The sequence below is a fragment of the Streptomyces sp. NPDC048275 genome, from assembly GCF_040652275.1.
Lineage (GTDB): Bacteria > Actinomycetota > Actinomycetes > Streptomycetales > Streptomycetaceae > Streptomyces.
In genome coordinates this window covers 1-20,498 of sequence record NZ_JBEZLR010000141.1, presented here as the reverse complement: position 1 = coordinate 20,498, position 20,498 = coordinate 1, and the positions used below count along the sequence as shown (strand labels likewise).

The 20,498-nt window shown below is 70.7% G+C and carries 18 protein-coding genes and 1 tRNA gene; 9 read left to right on the top strand and 10 right to left on the bottom strand.

Translation table 11 applies throughout. From position 1 onward, the window contains the following. Nucleotides 1-758: 758 nt before the first annotated feature. Nucleotides 759-992 (bottom strand): zinc ribbon domain-containing protein, encoded by a 234-nt coding sequence (locus tag AB0D57_RS43940; protein ID WP_362087613.1) that lies wholly within the window; start codon nucleotides 990-992, stop codon nucleotides 759-761. A gap of 449 nt (nucleotides 993-1,441) precedes the next feature. On the opposite strand from AB0D57_RS43940, the gene AB0D57_RS43935 reads away from it, so the two are divergent. The 3 genes from AB0D57_RS43935 (at nucleotide 1,442) to AB0D57_RS43925 (ending at nucleotide 6,362) form a co-directional block, all read left to right on the top strand. Further along, entirely contained in the window at nucleotides 1,442-3,688 is a 2,247-nt protein-coding gene (locus AB0D57_RS43935) for a transglycosylase domain-containing protein (protein WP_362087610.1), read from the top strand. A gap of 87 nt (nucleotides 3,689-3,775) precedes the next feature. Then, nucleotides 3,776-5,074 carry a hypothetical protein gene (locus AB0D57_RS43930; protein WP_362087607.1) on the top strand — a complete coding sequence of 433 codons (1,299 nt, stop codon included), beginning with the start codon at nucleotides 3,776-3,778 and terminating at the stop codon, nucleotides 5,072-5,074. A 142-nt stretch (nucleotides 5,075-5,216) separates the two neighbouring features. After that, on the top strand, nucleotides 5,217-6,362 hold the full coding sequence (locus AB0D57_RS43925) for an amidase domain-containing protein (protein WP_362087604.1): 1,146 nt from the start codon (nucleotides 5,217-5,219) through the stop codon (nucleotides 6,360-6,362). A gap of 5 nt (nucleotides 6,363-6,367) precedes the next feature. Here AB0D57_RS43925 and AB0D57_RS43920 read toward each other — a convergent pair whose 3' ends face one another. Further along, on the bottom strand, nucleotides 6,368-7,093 hold the full coding sequence (locus AB0D57_RS43920; RefSeq protein WP_362087602.1) for a DUF4383 domain-containing protein: 726 nt from the start codon (nucleotides 7,091-7,093) through the stop codon (nucleotides 6,368-6,370). 110 nt (nucleotides 7,094-7,203) lie between these two features. Then, on the bottom strand, nucleotides 7,204-8,637 hold the full coding sequence (locus tag AB0D57_RS43915) for a hypothetical protein (protein ID WP_362087599.1): 1,434 nt from the start codon (nucleotides 8,635-8,637) through the stop codon (nucleotides 7,204-7,206). 273 nt (nucleotides 8,638-8,910) lie between these two features. Here AB0D57_RS43915 and AB0D57_RS43910 point away from each other — a divergent pair. Next, nucleotides 8,911-8,985 (top strand) — tRNA-Val (locus tag AB0D57_RS43910). An 86-nt stretch (nucleotides 8,986-9,071) separates the two neighbouring features. Here AB0D57_RS43910 and AB0D57_RS43905 read toward each other — a convergent pair. Both AB0D57_RS43905 and AB0D57_RS43900 read right to left on the bottom strand, forming a co-directional pair. Beyond that, nucleotides 9,072-9,527 carry an SRPBCC family protein gene (locus AB0D57_RS43905; RefSeq protein ID WP_362087619.1) on the bottom strand — a complete coding sequence of 152 codons (456 nt, stop codon included), beginning with the start codon at nucleotides 9,525-9,527 and terminating at the stop codon, nucleotides 9,072-9,074. 353 nt (nucleotides 9,528-9,880) lie between these two features. Next, nucleotides 9,881-10,228 (bottom strand): hypothetical protein, encoded by a 348-nt coding sequence (locus AB0D57_RS43900; protein WP_362087596.1) that lies wholly within the window; start codon nucleotides 10,226-10,228, stop codon nucleotides 9,881-9,883. Between the two features lie 206 nt (nucleotides 10,229-10,434). Here AB0D57_RS43900 and AB0D57_RS43895 point away from each other — a divergent pair, with 206 nt between their 5' ends. Then, complete coding sequence (locus AB0D57_RS43895; RefSeq protein WP_362087593.1) at nucleotides 10,435-10,908, top strand: MarR family transcriptional regulator; 474 nt, start codon at nucleotides 10,435-10,437, stop codon at nucleotides 10,906-10,908. Between the two features lie 151 nt (nucleotides 10,909-11,059). Further along, entirely contained in the window at nucleotides 11,060-11,647 is a 588-nt protein-coding gene (locus AB0D57_RS43890) for a hydrolase (RefSeq protein WP_362087590.1), read from the top strand. A gap of 44 nt (nucleotides 11,648-11,691) precedes the next feature. On the opposite strand, the gene AB0D57_RS43885 is transcribed toward AB0D57_RS43890, so the two are convergent. Beyond that, nucleotides 11,692-12,609, bottom strand: a complete 918-nt coding sequence (locus AB0D57_RS43885; protein ID WP_362087587.1) for a 2-dehydropantoate 2-reductase — start codon at nucleotides 12,607-12,609, stop codon at nucleotides 11,692-11,694. A gap of 128 nt (nucleotides 12,610-12,737) precedes the next feature. On the opposite strand from AB0D57_RS43885, the gene AB0D57_RS43880 reads away from it, so the two are divergent. Beyond that, nucleotides 12,738-12,968, top strand: coding sequence for a DUF2277 domain-containing protein (locus AB0D57_RS43880; RefSeq protein ID WP_362087584.1), 231 nt, complete (start codon nucleotides 12,738-12,740; stop codon nucleotides 12,966-12,968). A gap of 11 nt (nucleotides 12,969-12,979) precedes the next feature. Here AB0D57_RS43880 and AB0D57_RS43875 read toward each other — a convergent pair whose 3' ends face one another. From AB0D57_RS43875 to AB0D57_RS43860, 4 genes are all read right to left on the bottom strand, one after another. Then, nucleotides 12,980-13,621 (bottom strand): VTT domain-containing protein, encoded by a 642-nt coding sequence (locus AB0D57_RS43875; protein WP_362087581.1) that lies wholly within the window; start codon nucleotides 13,619-13,621, stop codon nucleotides 12,980-12,982. Nucleotides 13,622-13,846: 225 nt separating this feature from the next. After that, nucleotides 13,847-15,805 (bottom strand): FAD/NAD(P)-binding protein, encoded by a 1,959-nt coding sequence (locus AB0D57_RS43870; protein WP_362087578.1) that lies wholly within the window; start codon nucleotides 15,803-15,805, stop codon nucleotides 13,847-13,849. Nucleotides 15,806-16,014: 209 nt separating this feature from the next. Further along, nucleotides 16,015-17,658: an alkaline phosphatase D family protein gene (locus tag AB0D57_RS43865; RefSeq protein WP_362087575.1), complete on the bottom strand. Its 1,644-nt coding sequence runs from the start codon at nucleotides 17,656-17,658 to the stop codon at nucleotides 16,015-16,017. Between the two features lie 79 nt (nucleotides 17,659-17,737). Further along, nucleotides 17,738-18,382: an HNH endonuclease family protein gene (locus tag AB0D57_RS43860; RefSeq protein WP_362087616.1), complete on the bottom strand. Its 645-nt coding sequence runs from the start codon at nucleotides 18,380-18,382 to the stop codon at nucleotides 17,738-17,740. Nucleotides 18,383-18,874: 492 nt separating this feature from the next. On the opposite strand from AB0D57_RS43860, the gene AB0D57_RS43855 reads away from it, so the two are divergent. Together AB0D57_RS43855 and AB0D57_RS43850 are read left to right on the top strand one after the other, a co-directional pair. Next, nucleotides 18,875-19,456, top strand: a complete 582-nt coding sequence (locus AB0D57_RS43855; RefSeq protein WP_362087572.1) for a TMEM165/GDT1 family protein — start codon at nucleotides 18,875-18,877, stop codon at nucleotides 19,454-19,456. 239 nt (nucleotides 19,457-19,695) lie between these two features. Next, nucleotides 19,696-20,355, top strand: coding sequence for an HAD family hydrolase (locus tag AB0D57_RS43850; RefSeq protein ID WP_362087569.1), 660 nt, complete (start codon nucleotides 19,696-19,698; stop codon nucleotides 20,353-20,355). Nucleotides 20,356-20,498: the final 143 nt, after the last annotated feature.

Genomic DNA, 20,498 nt, shown 5'->3' with positions numbered 1-20,498 from the left:
CCTCCGCCTTGCAGCCGCACGCACCAGACCCCGCTCACCGGCGCCGACAAGGCATCGTCGATTCCCCGCGACCTGATCCAAACGACAGGCCCTAGGGCTGCCGCCCGGACCGGGGTTGAGTGTCGCCGCCCGCGCCGGGTGGGAAGGGCTTCTCCCACGCCGGGTGGGAAGGGCGCCTCCCGGGCCGGGCCTGAGGTCCGCTTCCCGGGAGGGGGGAAGACCGCCGCCCGGGTAGAGGCTGGGAGCCCCGCCGGGACCGTGTGAGAGCTCTGCCTGGGGCGGTACGGGAGTCCCGCCCGGGCGGGGTTGAGCTGCCCCCGGGCACGGGGTGGGAGCCCCGTAGAGCCGGCCCCCCCCGGGCACGGGGTGGAGCCCCGTAGAGCCCGCCCCCCCGGCACGGGGTGGGAGCCCCGTAGAGCCGGCCCCCCCCCGGGCACGGGGTGGAGCCCCGTAGAGCCGGCCCCCCCGGGCACGGGGTGGGAGCCCCGTAGGGCCCGCCCCCCCCGGCACGGGGTGGGAGCCCCGTAGAGCCGGCCCCCCCGGGCACGGGGTGGGAGCCCCGTAGGGCCCGCCCCCCCGGCACGGGGTGGGAGCCCCGTAGAGCCCGCCCCCCGGCACGGAGTGGGAGCCCCGTAGAGGCCGGCCCCCCGGGCACGGTGGGAGCCCCGCAGGGGCCGGTTGTGGGCCCTGTGGGGGCGGGGCCGGGGCGGGTCTCCGGTGGGCGTGGGGCTGAAGAGTTTCTGAGAAATCTCCGTGGGTCAGCCGCAGCAGCCTCCGCCGCAGCACCCGCCCCCGCCACCGCCACCGCCCGCGCGCGGCGCCTGCGCCGGGGCCGACGCCGAGCCGCCGACGGCGACCGCGACGGTCGACAGGAGTTTCACCGTGTCGTCGTGCCCGTCGGGGCAGGCCGCGGGGGCGGCGGAATCCGCCATGGGGCGGGACAGTTCGAACGTGTTGCCGCAGGTCCGGCAGCGGTACTCGTAGCGAGGCATGTCCACAGATTAGCTGGCACCCTCCCGCGACCACAGGGCTCCGCGGTCTTCTCGCGGTGTGGTGCCGCGGCCGAGGGCCGGACGCTCCGCCGGGTGCGGCGCCGCGATCCGGAGCCGGACGATCCCGCGGCCCCGGGCAGGCCGACTGGCTCCTCCGAGGGGCTCAGAGTGCCTCTGAGCCCCTCCCGATTGCCCCCTGATTGCCCTCCTGATCTTTTCTGTCTGGTTCCTGATCGAAGGGATTTCGATAGTCGCTGATAATTTATGAGAGCCGCGACGAGCCGCAAGGTCGGGGAGGGGGGCTCGCAGCCGCATTTATGCGGCCGCTGCATCTACCCGCGCGCGCAAATCCGAAGTGCGAAGTGCGGAGGGAGACGCAGTCGTGACCGAGGCATGGCATCGAACCGATGCCCCGTATCCCCTGAGCCGTCCACGCGCCGGAGCTCGCCGTGGCTAGAGGGGCGGACGACGACCGTCCGAACCGTCGCCGAGCCGAGCCGGAAGGGCCCGAGAGCGGTCGTACGGAGAACGAGGTTCCCGCCGAGCGGACCACCCAGCTCCGTATCCCCTTTCTCGCCGAGCGGACCACCCAGCTCCGTATTCCGTCTCCCGCCGAGGTTCCCGCCGAGGATCCCGTGGGGGCGGATCCGGAGGCGGAGAACCCCGCAGAACGCGCCAATCAGGGGGCCGGTTCAAGCCATCGTGGCTCCCGTCGCAAACCCGCTCAACCGTCCGCCCTGGCAGGAAAGTTCGCGCCCTTCGCCCGCCGTCTGCGCCCGCAGTACCCGCGACCCGGCCGCACCGGCTGGCGGCGCTGGGCGCCCTCCTGGCGGCAGTGGCTGGCGGCCTGGGGCCTGGCGCTGGGGCTGAGCGGCTCGCTGCTCGCGATCGCGTACGCCGCGACGGACATACCCGAGGACCTGAACACGTACGCCACCCAGCAGGACAACGTCTACTTCTGGTCGGACGGGACGCCCATGGCCCGTACCGGGTGGGTGCGGCGGCAGGCGATGCCGCTGAAGGACATACCCGAAGACGTCCGCTGGGCGGTGCTCGCGGCGGAGAACGAGAGCTTCTACTCCGACCCCGGCATCTCCCTCAGCGGCGTCACCCGCGCCCTGGTGCGCACCGTGGGCGAGGGGGACACCCAGGGCGGCTCCACCATCACCCAGCAGTACGTCAAGAACGTCTATCTGAACCAGGACCGTTCGGTGAGCCGCAAGTTCACCGAGGCGATGATCGCCCTCAAGCTCGACAACAAGATGAGCAAGGACAAGATCCTCGAGAGCTATCTCAACACCAGCTGGTTCGGCCGCGGAACCTACGGCCTCCAGCGGGCCGCCCAGGCCTACTACGGCAAGGACGTGAGCCGTCTCAACGCCAGCGAGGGCGCGTTCCTCGCCTCCCTGCTCAAGGGCGCGGGGCTCTACGACCCCATCCTGAGCAAGGCGAACCACCAGCGGGCGGTGGAGCGCTGGTCCTGGACCCTCGACCGCATGGTCGACATCGGCAAGCTGTCGCCGTCCGAGCGGGCCAAGTACAAGAAGTTCCCCGAGCCGCTCAAGCAGTCCCGGACCTACGACACCGGCAAGCAGAGCGACTACCTGGTGGAGCTGGCGACCCAGTACGCGAAGAAGGCCGCGAACATCTCGGACAAGGAGTTCGACCTGGGCGGCTACCAGATCTACACGACCTTCGACCGGAAACGGGAGACGGCGCTCACCGACACCGTGGCCAAGGCCCGTAAGAAGGCGCTGAAGGACGACCCCGCCAAGGCGAAGACCGCGCACTACGGGGCCGCCTCGGTGGCCACCGACGGCCGGATCCTCGCCGTGTACGGCGGACCCGACCACCGTACGCAGGGCTACAACGAGTCCAACGCCACCACCGTCCCGGCCGGCTCGGCGTTCCTGCCGTTCGTCTACGCCGCCGGGCTGCAGAACGGCGTCCACCTGACACGCGAGGGCGCGGCGACACCGGTCACCCCCGATTCCGTCTACGACGGGAACGACGGCGTGCCGGTCACCACGCCCGAGGGGCCCTACTGGGACCGCAGCGGCAAGAAGGTCGCCGCTCGCAACGACGGCGGCGAGTCGTACGGGCAGATCACCCTGCGCGAGGCGCTCGCCAAGTCCGTGAACACGCCGTTCATGCAGCTCGGCATGGACACGGGCCTGGACACGGTGCGGAAGACCGCCGAGGACGTCGGCCTGCTCCCGTCCAGCCTGGGGCCGCAGGTGCCCGCGCTGACCATGGGCAACTCCACGCCGAGCGCGATCCGGATGGCGAGTTCCTACGCCACGTTCGCCGCGGGCGGGACGCACACCGAGCCGTACTCCGTGCGACGTGTCACCCGCAACGGCCACGGGGTCGCCCTGGACACGCCCGACCCGAGCCGCGCGGTGCGAGCCGAGGTGGCCCGCCAGGTCACCGAAGCGCTCACGGACTCCTTCCGTGCCGCGCACCCCGACGCGGCCCCCGCCACGGCGCAGGTGTCCGGGAAGAGCGGCACCACGGAGAAGGACACCGCCGCCTGGTACACGGGGACGAACCGATCCGTGACGACCTCCGTCGTCGTCTACCGCATTGACCTGACCAAGAGCCTCGAACCGTTGCCGCTCAAGGGGATCTCCGGCACGCCCGCCGACGACGTCCCGTACGGCATCTGGTTCGGCGCCATGAGCCCGCTCGGCTGACCCCGATGGCCGAGTCCGCTCGGCAGACCCCGACGGCCGAGAGGCCGCCGCAAGCTCCTTCCACCCCCCTCGCAGAATGTGCCCCGTATGAACTCGAAGCACAGCCGTCGCCGCCGCGACCCCGCTCCTGGTTCCTCCCGCCCCGGTTCGTCCCGCCAGAGTTTCGCGGCCATGGCGGCCTTCCTCGTCGTCACGTCCACGGCCGCCACCTTCCTGGCCCTGAACGGCTCGGACAACACCGCACCGACCGCGTCCAGCGGCGGACGCTCCAGCAGCAGTGACGCCAACCCGAAGGCGTCGAAGGAACCCGCCTGGGACGGCAAGACCAAGATCATCGGGGATGGCTCCACGTCCTACACCGGGCCGCAGAAGGGCGAGTTGAAGCCCGTACCGCTCAAGCCCGGCGAGAAGCCGCCCCAGTTCGTCGTCTTCTCCTGGGACGGCGCTCTCGCGGGCGACGACGAACTCTTCACCCACTACCGGGAGCTGGCCAAGGAATACAACGCCCACATGACGTTCTTCCTGACCGGCATCTACGTGCTGCCCAAGGACAAGAAGAATCTCTACGACCCGCCGATGCACCCGCTGGGATCCGCGGCGATCAGCTACCCCACCGACGAGCACATCCGCACCACGCTGACGGAGCTCGGCGAGGCGTGGAAGGAGGGGAACGAGATCGGCTCGCACTTCAACGGCCACTTCTGCGGCGACAAGGGCGGCAGCGACTGGAGCACCGAGGAGTGGAAGACCGAAATCAAGGAGTTCTACTCCTTCCTGCAGAACTGGAAGACCAACACCGGCTACACCGACCTGCCCGCGCTGCCCTTCGACGCCGAGAAGGAGATCACGGGCGGGCGCGCGCCCTGCCTGGAGGGCCAGAAGAACCTGCTCCCCGCCATCAAGGACTTCGGCTGGCGCTACGACGCCAGCTCCGCGGGCGACTTCCAGATATGGCCCAGCAAGAAGGAGGGCGTCTGGGACTTCCCGCTGCAGATGCTCCCCTACGAGGACGGTGACTACCAAGCCCTGTCCATGGACTTCAACTTCCTCTACAACCAGTCCGAAGGCGAGACCGAGGGCGACCCGGCCATGTACCCCCAGTGGGAGCAGGAGACACTCGCCACCTACATGGCCGGCTTCAACCGGGTGTACTACGGCAGTCGGGCGCCCCTGTTCATCGGCAACCACTTCGAGAACTGGAACGGCGGCATCTACATGAAGTCCGTCGACCAGGTCATCAAGAATGTGTGCACCAAGAAGGGCGTTCGCTGTGTGTCCTTCCGTGAACTGGCCGACTGGCTCGACGTGCAGAAGCCCGAGACGCTGGAGCGACTGCGCGGCCTTGACCCGGCGCAGTCACCGGACTGGTCGACGGTGGTGAAGTAGCTGGTCGGGCGCCCGTCAACTTACCGGCCGGGCTGGGGGATTGCCTCCGGCTCGAGTCGAATCCCCCCGGAGTCATCACAGTTGGGGAGGGCATGTAAAGATGCCCCTCCCGGTGTCCGGCCGGGGATAAGGAGAATTCTCAGTGAGATCGAAGAAGTTGAGCCGCAGGTGCTCGACCGTGACGGCGGTCGCCCTCTCCGCCGTCCTGCTTCCCCTGTCCGCCGCCCACGCGGCCGGCACGCCGTCCCCGTCCTCCCTCAAGGTGAACAAGGCGACGACCGATGCCTTCGGCCGCATGGCGGACGCCGTGTTCACCGATCGTACGGCCGCCCTGCTCGTGGGGAGCCAGCCCTCCCGTACGGCACTGAAGTCGACGGGCGGCATACAGCTGTCCGCCGCGCTGGCGCGTACGGAGAACACCGCGCTGACCTCCCTGCGCGGCACCCGGTCCCGCCTGGCGGCGCTGGGCGAGGCCTACACCGCCGCCGACACCAAGGTCACCGTGGACAGGACCCGGGTGAGCGGCAAGCGGGCCACCGCCTGGGTCACCGAGACCACCACCCTCACGTACAAGAAGATACGTGGCGACGAGCCCGACACGACGGGCTTCGACGCCCACCACGTCCTGACCTTCACCGCCCAGTCGGACGGTACCTGGAAGCTGTCGGCCGAGCGCTCGACGGACCCCGGCACTCCGCAGGTCAACCAGCCCGTCAACACGGCGGGGCGGATGACCACGCTGGACATTTTCGACGCCCCCCAGGCAGCGACCACGTATCCCGCGCCCGCCAACCCCAAGAAGCTCACCGGTGGCGCGTACAACTACGCGGCGATGGCGACGTACGCCGAGAAGTACTGGAAGAACTACAACCCGGCCTACCGGAAGTTCAACTCGGTCGGCGGCGACTGCACCAACTTCGTGAGCCAGAGCCTGCTGGCTGGCGGCTGGCAGCCGATCAGCACCGTGACTCCGGAGGAGTACGACACCTGGTACTACGTCGCCAACGGCCAGTCCGACTCCTGGGCGGGCGTGAACGAGTGGTCCTGGTTCACCCAGACCGCCAAGCGCACCGCGCCGCTGGCGAACGTCTACCAGATGGACGTCGGTGACGTCCTGCAGGTGGACTTCAACAAGGACGGGTCCAAGGACCACACCATGATCACGTCGTACCGGAGCTCGAGCGGCATGCCGTATCTGACCTACCACGACGCCGACACCTACCGCCGGTCGGTGTCGAGCATCCTCGCGTCGTACCCGACCGCGGCGTACTACGCGTACCGCACCTGATCCCGCTATGACTCCGGCGGCTTAGGTGGCACGGCCCTGCGATCCTCCTGCGGGGCCGTTGCCGCGGGCTTGGCCGTGGGCTCGGCCGCGGACTTCGTCCCGGCCTCTGCTGCGGGCTCGGTCCCGGGCACTGCCTTGGGCTGTGCCTTGGGGGTTGTCGCCGCTGCCGTTATCGCTCCCGCCTTCGCCGCCGCTGTCGCCTCGGCCCGCAGCCGCTGCTCCCGCTCCACCAGCTCGGGATTGCGGGCCTTCCAGTACGGGTTGTCGTGCGGCAGCGCGGAGCCGACTCTTCCGTACATCCCGAAGACCATCAGCAGGAGGCCCACCACAAAGCTGAACAGCACGTTCTGGATGCGGAAGGCGAGGAAGTTGTAGCCGGTGTCCAGCAGCGCCAGATTCAGGAAACCGCTGAGGATGAAGAGGATGCCGAACACCATGTTGATGGTGGAGGCGGTGTTCCCGCCGATCACCATCCCCGCGAACAGGATCAGCCCGACGCAGATCGACAGCACGCTGAGGGTGCCGTTGGTGTTCAGAGCCGCGACCGTGTCCCCTCGCGTGTCGAAGAAGCCGACCTTGTTGATCAGGCCCAGGATGCCGAAGGCGAGCAGGACGAGGCCCATGAGGCCCGCGCCGACCCGGTAGACCTTGCTGAGCCGGTGATCGACGGGCAGATGCTCGTCGAGATCGATGTGTCGTCGGGGTCCTGGACGAAGTGTTTGCGTGGCCATGTCCGCCTCCCTCTGCAGCTAGCGGAGGCCGTACGTACAGTCCAGCATCCGCCCGAGGAGCTCGGTGCGCCAACGGGACGGACGGGGCTCTCCGACGGGCGGGGGGCCTCTCAGGTCGCCCCCGCGCCCCGCTCCTCGCGGATCTGTGTGACCACCCGGGTCACCGCCCCCCGCACCGCCTCCGTCTCGGTCAGGAAGTGCCAGTAGTCGGGGTGGCGGCCCTCCAGCGCGGCGATGGCACGGTCGAGACGGGCGACGGAGTCGTCCAGTGGGCGGGCATGCCGAGGGTCGGGGGTGTTGCGGCCCGCCATGGCCAGGCGCTGGGCGTCACGGATGGCGAACCGGGTGCGGTCGATCTCCGCTTGCGGGTTTTTGGCCACGGCGTTCAGCCGCCGCAGCCGCTCGCCGGCCGCCGACACGGCCTCATCGGTGTTGTTCAGCAGCGCCCGCACGGTGGACAGCCGCGAGGTCGCGTCCGGCCAGCGCTGGGCGTCACGAGCGGCCTGCGCCTCCTTCAGCTTCAGCTCGGCCTGCCGTACGTTCTCCACGGCCTGCTCCGGTACCTGCTGGAGGTCCTGCCAGCAGGCGGCCGTGAACCGGCGCCGTAGCTCGCTCAGCACCGGCTCCACCTGCCCGGAGCGGGTGGTGAGCGCCTCGGCGCGGGTGCGCAGCGAGACGAGCCGATGGTCGATCTCGGCGGCCTTCTCCGGCAGCCGCTCGGCCTCCGCGCGCATCGCCCCGGCCTCCCGCGAGACCCGCTCCGCGCGCTCCAGCGTCTCCGGCACGCCGTGCTGCCCGGCCCCTTGGTTCAGCTTGGTCAGCTCCGGCCCGAGGGCGGCGAGCCGGGCGGCGAGATCATCGGCCTGGAGCCCGGACCGGCGTACCGAGTCCAGGGCGTTCGAGGCGGCGAGGAGGTCCTGCCGGGCGCGCTCGACGGCCGGGGCGAGCCGGGCGAGCTGCGTCTCGGCCTTGCCGAGCAACGGCCCGAGCCCCTGCTCGAACCGCTCCAGCTCCCCCTTCACCCGCCCCAGCTCGTCCTTGGCGGCGGTGAGTTCGCTGCGGGCGCGCGCTGCGGCCGACGCCTCCAGTTCGTCCCGGTCGAGGTCGTGGGCGTCGACGGCTTCGATGTACTTCTGACTGGCCTCGTCGATGCGCCGCCCCAGCGCGTGGAAGTCGGAGACGGCGCGGCGGGCGGCGGGGGTGTCGTCGACCGCCTTGATCGTCTCGATCGAGATCCGCAGATCGCGCTGGGCGCTGTCCAGTTCGTAGAAGGCGGCCGCGGCGGCGTCCTTCGCGGCCTGCGCCTCCGCCCGCTGGCTCTCGGAGCGCCCGCCGAACCACCGCCGGGTTCCGCCACCGGCGAAGGCGGCGGGCAGCGCGAGGGCGGCGAGGACGGGCAACGCCATGAGGGTGATCACGTCACGGGCGACATGGGGGATGGCGGCATGGGGGATCGTCGAAGGACGACGATGCGCTGGACGATGGTTTGCTTGCTGTGCGCATGGCACAAACGGCGAGTACGGCTGCGAAGGTGTCGCCGTCACATCCCTCTCCCGTGCTGTCATCCGCCCTGCCCGGTGTCATTCTCCCACCGGTTAAGGACGAACACACGGGCCGGTTAGTTCGCGGTTCGTACTGTGATCTTCCCGTCGCCGGTGCGCGCGGACACCACATGAGTGCTGTGGTCGTCCCTCGGCACGGACACCTGCGCCGATCCGTCACGGCTCTCGGCCATGACGCGCTCCGTATCGCCTCCGCTCACCGCATACAGGTTTGCGAGGCATCCCCCCGGGCAATGTAGGCTGTCGACTCGTCCTGGGCGCGTAGCTCAGCGGTAGAGCGCCGCCCTTACAAGGCGGATGTCGGCGGTTCGAAACCGTCCGCGCCCACCACTCCTAGGACATGAGAAAGGCCCAGATCAGCGGGTGGGTACCCGGAGATCTGGGCCTTGATCTTTCTCGGCGGCGTCCTAGGCTAGCTAGGTGCCTTGAGCGCTTCCGCCATGTTCGCGCACCGCGATCCGAGCCAGCTTCGTCAGCATCATGCCGTTGCGGACCGTGACGAGGTAATCCACGGGGAGTCCGTGCATCCGGGTGCCGGGGCCCCGGAGGGGGTGCCAGTCGAGGATGAACAGGGTGTCCTCGCCCCAGGGGATCAAGTTCATGGCGATGCGGGCTGCGCCGAAGGGATCTGCCTTCGCTTCCAGCTCCAGGCGGCGGTGCGGTTCGCAGATGCGGACGACGCAGGTGTCGTCGAGCGTCAGGGGGCCGGCGCCGACTCGGACTTTCAGGCGGGCTCCTGCTGCTGGCCAGTGCGGGTCCGCCTCAAGGACCTGCTGGGTTCCTGTCACCCACTCCCCGTAGCGGTGGCCATCCGACAGCAGGCGCCAGACCTCGGCGGGCGAGCTCAGGATCAGACGGCGGTTCCGGGCCACGCTCATCACGCTCCTGGAGGATGGGGACACGGGAGGCGTCACCGGTCATGGCGTTCCCCGGGAGGCTTGGTCTCCAGCCTCATGCCGACGCACCCCGTGCGCAGTCCGACAGGTCCAGACGGGCGGCTCGGCCTGCCCTCGGCGTCATCGTTCGTCGCGCGGGTGAGCACGGCGCTGGACGTTGTCCGGGCGGTGTTCGCCGACCTTGGGATCGGAATGGATGACCTGACGCGGGAGACGTACACGGGTGCGGTCGCGGCGCGGCGGGGCTGATCCGAGGAGCGCGCTGTCGGGGCCCGCCCCTCCGTCGCCGAGGGCGGTGAAGCGCGGGTAGTCCGTCAGACGGCTCGTCTTTATGACGGGTGTTCAGGTGAGAGGACTTCGTGGGTGTGCTTCAGTCTCGCGCGCGCTTCGACCGTCTCCGCAGGTGCGACCTCCGACCAGAAGCGGTGGCAGGTCACGAAGACGGCGAGTTCACGCTCCCGCTGTCGGAGCTTTTCCACCTCGGCCTGCTCGTCGGCGGTCCAGCCGGGGGAGGCAGGGCGTTCCACCTTGCGCCAGCCGCCCGTGTCGCTGAAGCCGTCCAGGGGTTCTACCGACCAGGGGAGTCGTTTCAGCAGGGCCAGGAGCTCGGCCCGGACCTGATGCAGCTCCTCCTGACCGGCCAGGAGGTCACTCGGGAAGTCATAGGTCGCAGCCACGCCGCAATGGTACGCCTGTTCGAATTTGAGGTGCGAGTTCCTTCGGAGACTTCACACGAACGGGGTGGGGGCTGCGGGCCGCCCGCGAAAACGCTCGGCCGGCCGCACTGGTCGCGGTGGCGGCCCCGCCGGGCCGGGCGAGTTGAGCAGCTCAGACTGCACAGCTTTAGCTGGACAGTCTGGACTGAAGAATTTAGCCTGGGCGGATGAACGAGGGCGACCACGACGACAACACCGACGGCGTCTCCGGATCCGCCGCTCGTGCGGCGATGGATCTGCGGGTGGCGTTCAGCCGGTTGCAGCGGAGGATCAGGGAAGTCGCCGGGACCGCGACGGACCTCACGCCGTCGCAGGTCTCCGTGCTCACGCTGCTGAGCAAGAGTGGGGCCGCCACGGCCAGTGGGCTGGCGGCCACCGAGGGGGTTCGGCCGCAGTCCATGGCCGCCACGCTCGCAGCGCTCGAGCAGCACGGGCTGATCCAGCGCAACCCGGACCCCGGGGACGGCCGACGGCAGCTCGTCACGCTGACCGACACCGGTCGTGAGCGCGTCGAGGGCACCCGGCAGGCCCGCGAGGAGTGGCTGGCCCGGGCCTTCCAGGACCACTGCACCGAGGCCGAGCGGCAGACCGTCATCGAAGCGATGGCCGTACTGGAGCGCCTCACCCGGCCGACGACGTGATCAACGACGCGATGACCGCCCCCGCCCCCGCCGACGCCTTCGACCGGCGGCCTGCACGACCTGGTCCTCTTCACGCACACCGGAGCCCTGCCGGACCGATGCCTGCGCACCTCCGCACCCTCACACTCCGCAACCCTGGAAAGGCCTGACCATGGCTACCACCACGCTCGACCCGCGCACCGCGCTCGTCCTCATCGACCTGCAGCAGGGCATCGTCGGGAACCCGCACCTCGCCCCGTATGCCGCCGCCGACGTCGTGGCGCGCGCGGGCCGGCTCGCCGACGCCTTCCGTGGGCACGGCCTTCCGGTCGTCCTCGTACGCGTCACCGCGGCCGCGGACGGAGCGGACGCCGTGCGCGGCCGCATCGATGGCCCCAGCCGCTCCCGTACCTGGCCGGAGGGCTGGGACGTCATCGTCGACGAGCTGGCCGGGCACCCCGAGGACATCACCGTGACCAAGCGGAACTGGGGCGCCTTCTACGGCACCGACCTCGACCTTCAGCTGCGCCGTCGCGGGATCACCCAGATCGTGCTGGCCGGCATCGCCACCAGCATCGGCGTGGAGTCCAGCGCCCGCGCCGCCCACGAGCACGGCTACCACGTCACCCTGGCCACCGATGCCATGTCCGACATCGACATCGACACCCACCGCAACAGCGTCGAGCGGATCTTCCCCCGCCTCGGTGAGACCGGCACGACGGACGAGATCGTGGAGCTGCTGGCCAAGACCCACGGGTGAGCGGAGAACCACCCGTCACCCGTGGGCCCAGACCTGGGCCCGGGTCAGCGACCGGCCCGGCCCGCCAGCTCCCGCACCAGCTCACCCGCGACCGGCACGGCCACCCCGTGCCGGTCCGCGGCCCGTAGCAACGCGCCGCCGATCGCGTCCAGTTCGAGTGTGCGGCCGGCCTCCGCGTCGCGCTGCATGGAGGACTTCGTCGCGGGCGGGAAGGCGTCGTAGCGGGCGAGGGCGGCCGCCGGGTCGGCGGGGGCGCCGCTCGCGCTGCTGACGGCCGCTGTCTCCTCGACCAAGGCCGTCAACTCCTCGCGGTGGAGCGTGCGGATGTCGCCGAGCGGCAGCCCGTAGCAGGTGGTGAGCAGCGCGAACGGCGCGAGGAACGACATCTTCGCCCACAGCGTCGCCGCCTCGTCGTCCTTGACCTGGACGCCGACACCGGTCGGCTCCAGCGCCCCGGCGAGCGCGTCGAGCCGTTCGCGCGGGACCGTGTCGCCGGTCAGGTCGACCTCCGCGAAGGGGCTGCCGTGTTCGATCACGCCGGGGGCGGTACGGGTCGACTCGACGCGGATGACGGCCGGTGCCACACGGTCCGGGCGGTAGCGGGCGCGGAGAGTCGCCGGGTGTTCGATTCCGTTCAGGAACGGTACGAGCAGGCCGTCGCCCAGCGCCTGCGGCGGTACGCGGTCCAGGGCCGCGTCGAGCACCGTGTGCTTGACCGCGACCAGGCAGGCGTCGACCGGTTCGCGCAGCTCCGTGTCCGCCTCGACCGCAGCGGAGAAGTCCCCGAACCGGCCGCTGCGGACGCGGATACCGTCCGCCCGCAACGCCTTCGCGGTCTCGTCCCCGGCCAGGCAGATCACCCGGTGCCCGGCACGGGACAACAGTGCGGCGAGCAGGCCGCCGACGCCGCCCGGGCCCAGTACCGCGACCGTGAGCCGGCCGTCCAGTCCGTCCTTCGTCATGGCTGTGCGATTCCTCTCGTCGGTCGGCCCCAAACGGTGGCCGCCTCGATGTCGATCATCTCAGCAAACGGTGGAAGAACAGGGGGATTTTGGGGCCATGTCCGCGGCCCACGCGCGAGACTGGACGTATGTGCCGCAGCATCAAGACGCTCCGTCCGCCCGTGCTCCCCGAAGAGGCCACTGAGGAGGAGATCCGCGCCGCCGCCCTCCAGTACGTCCGCAAGGTGTCCGGTTTCCGCGCCCCGGCCGCTCACAACCGTGAGGTGTTCGACCACGCGGTCGAGGCGATCGCGGCAGCCACGGCCGAGCTCCTCGGGGGCCTGGAGGTACGCGGGGCGGCGACCCAGCGCGCCGGATAGCGCCGGATACTTCAGACGGCGCCGCTGCCCGGCTCCTGCGGAACCGGAACCGGGCGCCGCATCAGATACGCCGCGCCCGCGCCCGCGCCGAAAAGCGCCAGGAACGAGACGCCGGTGGCGAGCCAGGTCGCACCCAGCCACTGGCCGCCGAAGTAGCCGAGGGCGACGCTGTACACGGCCCAGGCCAGGCCCGCCACGATGGACCAGGGCAGGAACTCGCGGACACGGCGGTGCGCCGCGCCGGCGCCGAGCGAGACGACCGAGCGTCCGGCGGGCGCGAAACGGGCGAGGACGACCAGGGCGCCACCGGCACCGCCGCCGCGGGCGAGGACCGCGCCGAGACGTTCCTGCGCGCTGCTGAGCCGGCGGGAGCGGGCTATCGCACGGTCCAGACGTTCGCCGCCGCGCCAGGCCAGCCGGAACGCCACCAGATCGCCCAGGACCGAGGCGGTCGCCGCGGAGAGCGTGAGTGCCATGATGTCGGGCACCGCGTGCGGGACGGCCCCGGCGGAGCCCGCCGCCGCGGCCGTGGCCGCCGCGATGACCAGGACGCCGCTCGGCAGCACCGGCAGGAAGACATCCAGAACGACCGAGACGGCCACCGCCGCGTAGATCCAGGGGCTGCCCGTCAGCGCCCCCACACTCTCCAACACCGCAAACTCCCCTGTACTCCCCCGTGGCACGACCTCGCCGCTACGTCGCGGGGGAGCGGCAGGGCGGCCTGTGACAGCCCTACAGCGTACGCGGCGGGTGTGACAGGAGCTTCACGGGGGCCGCATGAGTTCATTACTGCGCGTGCACATGGCGGGGAGCGCACGGAGCCCGCCTCCCGGTGGGAGGGGCGGAACCGAGTGAGCCATAAACGTCAGGGGAGGAACCTAATCAATGCTTGCAAATTCAACATTTAGCCATGAGTTGGATTCCGTCGGGGGTTCCGTTCGCGGCATCGCCGCACGTAGGGCCGCCCGCGCCACCGCGTCGGCGTCCGAAAGCGTGACCGAATCCACACCTGGTCTGGCTCCGGCCGCGGTCACCCAGTGCACGCCCTCCGTGGGGACGCCGAAGGCGAACCGCCGTGCGTGCGGGAGACCTTGACGGTCGATCAGACGGTACGGACGGGGTGTTACGTCCAGCCCTCCGGTTTCGTAACCGTCGATGGTGTGCGGGCGGCACCGGCCCGCACTCAGCAGCCGGGCGAGGAGTTCGTCCGCGGTCCGTCGGAGGTCCGGTTCGGGCAGCCGCGCTTCTATGAGGGTCGTCACGTGTACGGCCGAGCCCGGTATCCCGGGGGAGCGCGCGACCCACGCCCCGTCCTCGGGCCGCACCTCCAGCCCCGGGCCCAGGACGTCCAGGACGCCCGCTTCGATCAGCGCGGCCATCTCCTCGACGCGTCGACGCGGCGGGCCGATGGAGAGGAAGGCGTTGAGCGGTGTGTACCAGCGGTCCAGGTGCTCCCGGCGGGAGGCGCCGGTCAGGCCGCTGTGGTCGACGATCCGCCGCAGCTCGTTGCGCAGGTCGCGCAGCACGTCGAGGGCGGCCTTCAGGGGTCCCTCGACGTTCCCGAGCGCGGCGTGCGCGGCGTCCTCGCGCAGATGGGCGAGCAGCCAGCCGCGCCAGGCGTCAGGGTCGGCGAAGGTGTGTCCGGCGTACGGGCGCGAAAGGCGGTCCCAGGACCAGCGGTCGGCGGGCGCGATGCCGAACTCGTCCAACACGTCGGGCTCTTGGGGGCTTCGGTGCGGGACGGCGAGGAAGCGGTCCCTGAAGGCCGGGCCGCCCCGCGTCTGCCCCAACAACCCCTCGTAATAGACCGTTTCCACCTCCTTGGCGACCAAGGGCCATATCTCGCGCAGGAAGTCCGGTGCGTCGCCGGAGTCCGCGCGCTTGCGGAAGCGCGAGATCGCCTCGTCGGTGAGGGTGAGTGGGGTGTGGCGGCCGTACGGGCCCTTCGCGTTGTCGCCGCGGGCCTGGTACGGGATGCCGCGTCGCGAACCGGCGTACAGACGGGGTTCGTTGCCCGAGGGCAGATAGCGAAGGCCGTCCGCGGTACGGGTGAAGTGGCCGCCGCGGCCCGTCGTCAACAGGGCCATGTGGTCGAAGAAGTTGAGGCCCAGGCCGCGCAGCAGGACCGGTTCGCCGGGGGTGAGGACGGAGAGGTCGACGTCGGCCGGGTTGGCGGGTGGTATGTGGCGCAGGCCGTGCCGTTCGGCGTGGGCGGTGAGGCGCTGTTGAGCGGGGTCCGCGAGCACCGGGAGGTGGCCCTGTGCGAGGACCACGGCGGCGAGGCCCGACAGGGTGCGGCCGGAGGAGAGGGTGAGGGTCTGGTGGCCGTCGGGCGCGTCGTCGAGCCCTGTCGCGCGGGCCGCGTGCACCTCGACGCGCACCTCGGCCGGTGCACCGCGCACCACCTCGCCGAAGACCCACTCCAGGTAACGGCCGTACTGGGCGCGGGTCGGATAGTCGTCGGGGCCCAGCTCGCCCGCCGCCCAGGCATGCAGGCTCGGTCCCGGACATATCGGCCCCGAGCAGTCCACGCTCTCGTCGGTGAACAGGGTCACCTGCGAGGCCACCGTGTTCATCAGCAGGTGCGGCGACTGCGCGGTGCGCCAGACGCGGCCGGGGCCGGGCGGCGACGGGTCGACGACATGCACCGTCAGCCGTGTCCCGGGCGGGAGGAGTTCCGGCGCGGAGGCACACAGGCGTTCCAGGACGCTGGTGCCGCGCGGTCCGGCGCCGACCAGGGCGACGGAGGCCTCGGCCGGTTCGCCGGGCTCGGCGTTCGCTGCGGATTCCACGGTCGGTGCGGACAAGGGTGTGACTCCCGGGCATGTGGGGCGCATGGCGGCGAACCGCCCGCCGGAAGCGGACGGTCCGCCTCATCATGCCGTCGGGAAGAACGGGAGCCGAGTGCCGGGCGCGAGGATCGCCACCCGTTGTGGGATGGGTCACGGGCATCACGGGCGACGCGCGCGATAACCACGTACACCGGATACACCGGATACGTCGCCCACCGAATACGCCGTATACAAGCGGCTGTTACGGACGACGGTCACGGACTGAGCGTGTACTCCGTGACCGTCCTCAGGCGGGCGACCCCGTCCTTCTCCACCCGTGCCTGCTCCAGCCGCAGCCCCGCCGAACGCCCTTGCAGTGTCAGTGTCATGACCTGGTTGCCGAACCAAGGTCCGCCCGTTCTGCGCCAGTCGAGGGGTGGGCGCGCATAGTCGCCGTGCCAGGCGAACCGGTGCCCGAGCGCCCGGCCCACCGCGCTCCACCCGAAGCGGAAGCCGAGTCGTATCGACAGGGGGATGGAGTTGTGGACGGGGGAGCAGGTCAGTTGCAGGACGCGGGCGTCGGGACCGGGCACGCCCTCGGGCCACGTGGGCTCCGCGACGTACGCGTGGTGGACGTCCCCGGACAGCACGGCCACGGTGGCCGGCGCACCGGGCCCCGAACCCGCCTCGGCGATCAGATCCGCCAGCGCGTCGAAGGACGCGGGGAACGCCGCCCAGTGCTCCAGGTCGGCCCGGCGGCGCAGTTTCTCCCCGAACCGCGCCCAGCGCTCGCCCCGGTCGCCCCGGCACAGGGCCGCGTTCCACGCCTCGGCGTCGTGCACGAGGTGGGGGAGCAGCCAGGGCAGCGAGGTGCCGATCAGGAGATGGTCGTACGAGCCCGGCCTGTCCAGTGCCTGATCCCGCAGCCACTGGGCCTCGCCCGGGTCCAGCATCGCCCGGTTCTTCTCGTCCAGGACCCGGGCCGCCCGGGTGTCCACCATCAGGACGCGCACGCGGCCGAAGTCGCGGCGGTAGCTCCAGCGGACCGAGGACGGGTCGGCGTCGGACTGTGCGGCGAAGGCGCGGAGCACGTCCGTGCCGTCGGGGGTCTCGCGGACGGCGGCGTACAAGGGGTCGTCGGCCAGTTCGCGCGGCGAGAGGTTGCCGAGGTGCTGGTGGACCCAGTACGACATCAGGCCGCTCAGCAGCCGCTCGCGCCACCACACCGTGGCCCGCATGTCGGCGAGCCAGGCCGTGCTGGTGTTCCAGTCGTCGATGACGTCGTGGTCGTCGAAGATCATGCAGCTGGGGACGGTGGACAGCAGCCAGCGGATCTCGGGGTCGAGCCAGGATTCGTAGTAGAGGCGGGTGTACTCCTCGTAGTCCGCGACCTGGTGGCCCGGGGGGTCCGCGAGGCCGCGACGGGCGGCGATCCATGCGCGCGTGGCGTCGGACACCTCGTCCGCGTACACCTGGTCGCCCAGCAGGAGAAGGACGTCGGGGCGTTCGCCGTCCGGGGCCCCGGCGATGCGGGCCGCCAGGGTGTCGAGCGCGTCCGGGCCCACCGGGTCCTTCTCGCCCGCGGGCGGCGCGGCCCAGCGGCAGGAGCCGAAGGCGATCCGGACGGGGTCCTCGGCGCCCGGGGTGCGGACGACCGAGGGCGGGAAGGGTGAGTCGGGCGGCGGCCAGACGGTGGTGCCGTCCAGCAGCACCTCGTACGCGGAGGTCGTGCCCGGGGTCAGTCCGCTCACCGGCACCAACGCGTAGTGGTGCCCGGCGACTTGGAAGGTGGGGGCCTCGCCCCGGGTGCCGTCGGCGCAGCGCACCTCGGCGGTGCACGGACGGCTCGCCTCGACCCAGAAGGTCGCGGACGAGCCGTCGACGTACCTCAACAGCGGTCCCAGGCGCAGCTCCGCCATGGTGATCACCCTCCTCCGTCGCCCCGTACGGTACGGAACGACGGAGGGGAGCGGGGAGGTTCCGGCGGGAGCGGGTGAATCAGCAGCCGGAGAGGTAGCTCGTCAGCGCGCTCCGCTCGGCGGAGTCGACCGTGAGGTTGTAGTAGTACTTCACCTGCACCCAGGCGCGGACGTAGGTGCACCGGTAGGAGGTGACCGACGGCATCCACTCGGCCGGGTCCTGGTCGCTCTTCGACTGGTTCACGTTGTCCGTGACGGCGATGAGCTGCGGGCGGGTCAGGTCGTTGGCGAAGTTCTGGCGCTGGGTGCTGGTCCAGTTGTCGGCGCCGGAGTCCCAGGCCTCGGCCAGCGGCACGAGGTGGTCGATGTCCAGGTCGGAGGCGGCGGTCCAGGTCGCGCCGTCGTACGGGGAGTACCAGCTGCCGCTGGTGGAGGCGCAGGCGGAGTCGGTGACGACGTTCGAACCGTCCCGCTTGAGGACCGTCTCACGGGTGTTGCAGGTGCCGGAGATGGTGATCCAGTGGTTGAAGAGGTCGCGGTCGTAGCCGGTGCGGTCCTCGGTCGCGGTGGTGAGCGAGGCGAGGTAGGTGCGGGCGGTGGCGGCGCTCACCGGGGTGGGGAGGGCGGCGGAGGCGGTCGGGCCGTTGAATATCCCGACCATGGCTATCAGACCGGTGAAGGCTGCGAGTATGCTCAGCCGTCGACGCGCGTAGACCTTGGTCAGCATGCGAACTCCCTTGGAGTGGGGGGACTTTGGGGTGTGAGCGAGCTCATGCTTGCGGTGGCGCATTTCCGGAAGGTGTGGGTCAGGTAAGAAGCTAATGACGCGAACATGACACGACAAGGTTTATGACGTAACGGTTCTTCGGTGCGTGGTCGGCCGGTGGTCGGCCGATGGTCGGTAGGTGGTCGGGACCAAGGTCTCGGGGCCAATGGCCCTCCCCGCCTTGTCCGGGCATCCCGTACGATGGATGGCGCAGAAGGGGAGTAGCTCTTCGCCGGACCGTCGACATACTGCTCAGCTCGTCTGAGCCGGCGCCCGGAGGCAGACCTCGATCAGGGCCCACGGGGCCTTGAGGTCGGCCAGCGAGACCTTCGGTAAAGCAGTGCACTGCCCGTGCGTTCTCGTGCGGGTGGCGATGTGTGCTGCCGTGCCGAGGTGTCGCGTCGCAGTCACAGCACTCTCGGTGGGGCGGCCCCGACCGATTGAGGAATTTTGATCAGCTTCAGCGTGATGGCGCTCGTCTTCGGCGTCGTTTTCCTTGCCGAACTGCCCGACAAGACCGCCCTCGCGGGGCTTGTCCTCGGCACGCGTTACCGCGCCTCGTACGTCTTCGCGGGCGTCGCCGCCGCCTTTCTCGTCCATGTCACGCTCGCCGTCGCGGCGGGCAGTGTGCTGACCCTGCTGCCCCAGCAGATCGTGCACGCGCTGACGGGCGTGCTCTTCCTCGCCGGAGCCGCGGTGCTGCTCCTGAAGAAGGACGAGGACGAGGAGGAGATCCGCAAGCCCGCGAACCAGAGCTTCTGGAAGGCCTCGGGGGCGGGCTTCATGCTCATCCTGGTCGCCGAGTTCGGCGATCTCACCCAGATCATGACGGCGAACCTCGCGGCCCGCTACGACGACCCGCTCTCCGTCGGTCTCGGCGCGGTCCTCGCGCTCTGGGCGGTGGCCGGACTCGGCATCGTCGGCGGAAAGGCACTGATGAAGCGGGTGCCGCTGGCGCTCATCACCAAGGTCGCGGCGGTCTTGATGCTGGGGCTCGGCGTGTGGAGCCTGTACGAGGCGGTGGCGGGCTGAGTGGCCCGCGCCGTTGGCCGTCGGGTGAAGGTGTCAGCCGGAGGCGGTGGCGCCAGGGCCCTTTGTTTTGTATGGTAGAGAAACAAAGTGGCTCCCGCTCGCACTCCCTGACCGGCGGGCGGGGCCGCCTTGTTTCCGGGGGGACCCGGCGCCGATCCGACGGACACGCCCCTGGAGCATGGGACACCCCCGGGCCGTGGGACATCCCCCGGCCCTTCCCCGCGCCCTGGAGCCTGCCGATGACGGCCACCACCGTTCTGACCGCCCGCGCCCTCCTGCTCGACATGGACGGCACCCTCGTCAACTCGGACGCCGTCGTCGAGCGCTGCTGGCGAGGCTGGGCCGACCGGCACGGGCTGGACGGGGACGAGGTCATGAAGGTCGTCCACGGCCGCCAGGGGTACGCCTCGATGGCGATGCTGCTGCCGAACCGGCCCATGGAGCAGAACCACGCGGACAACGTCCGCATGCTCGCCGAGGAGACCGCCGACATGGACGGCGTCGTCGCGATCCCGGGCGCCCCGGAGTTCCTGGCCTCCCTCGCCGGGCTGCCGCACGCGCTGGTGACCTCCGCGGACGTGGACCTCTCCAGCGCCCGAATGGCCGCCGCCGGCCTCGAACTGCCCGACGTACGCGTCACCGCCGAGTCCGTCGGGGCGAGCAAGCCCGATCCCGAGGGCTTCCTGAAGGGCGCCGCAGAACTGGGTGTCGCGCCCGAGGACTGTGTCGTCTTCGAGGACTCCGGCGCGGGCATCTCGGCCGGCCGGGCCGCCGGGATGCGGGTCGTCGGGGTCGGTCCCCGCGCGGGCTTCCACCGCCCGGACGTCGTCGTCCGCGACCTGACGCAGGTGCGGGTCGAGGCTGCGGCGGACGGGTCGATACGGCTGCACATCGGCTAGGGCCTGTCCGGCGGATCATGCCGCAGACGCGGGGCCTGGCACGCCCACCTGCGGCGTTGTCGTCGGTTGCCGACGCTCCGCGTCGACGCCCTCCTCCGCCTTGCAGTTGGACGCACCAGACCCCGCTCACCAGCGTTTATAGG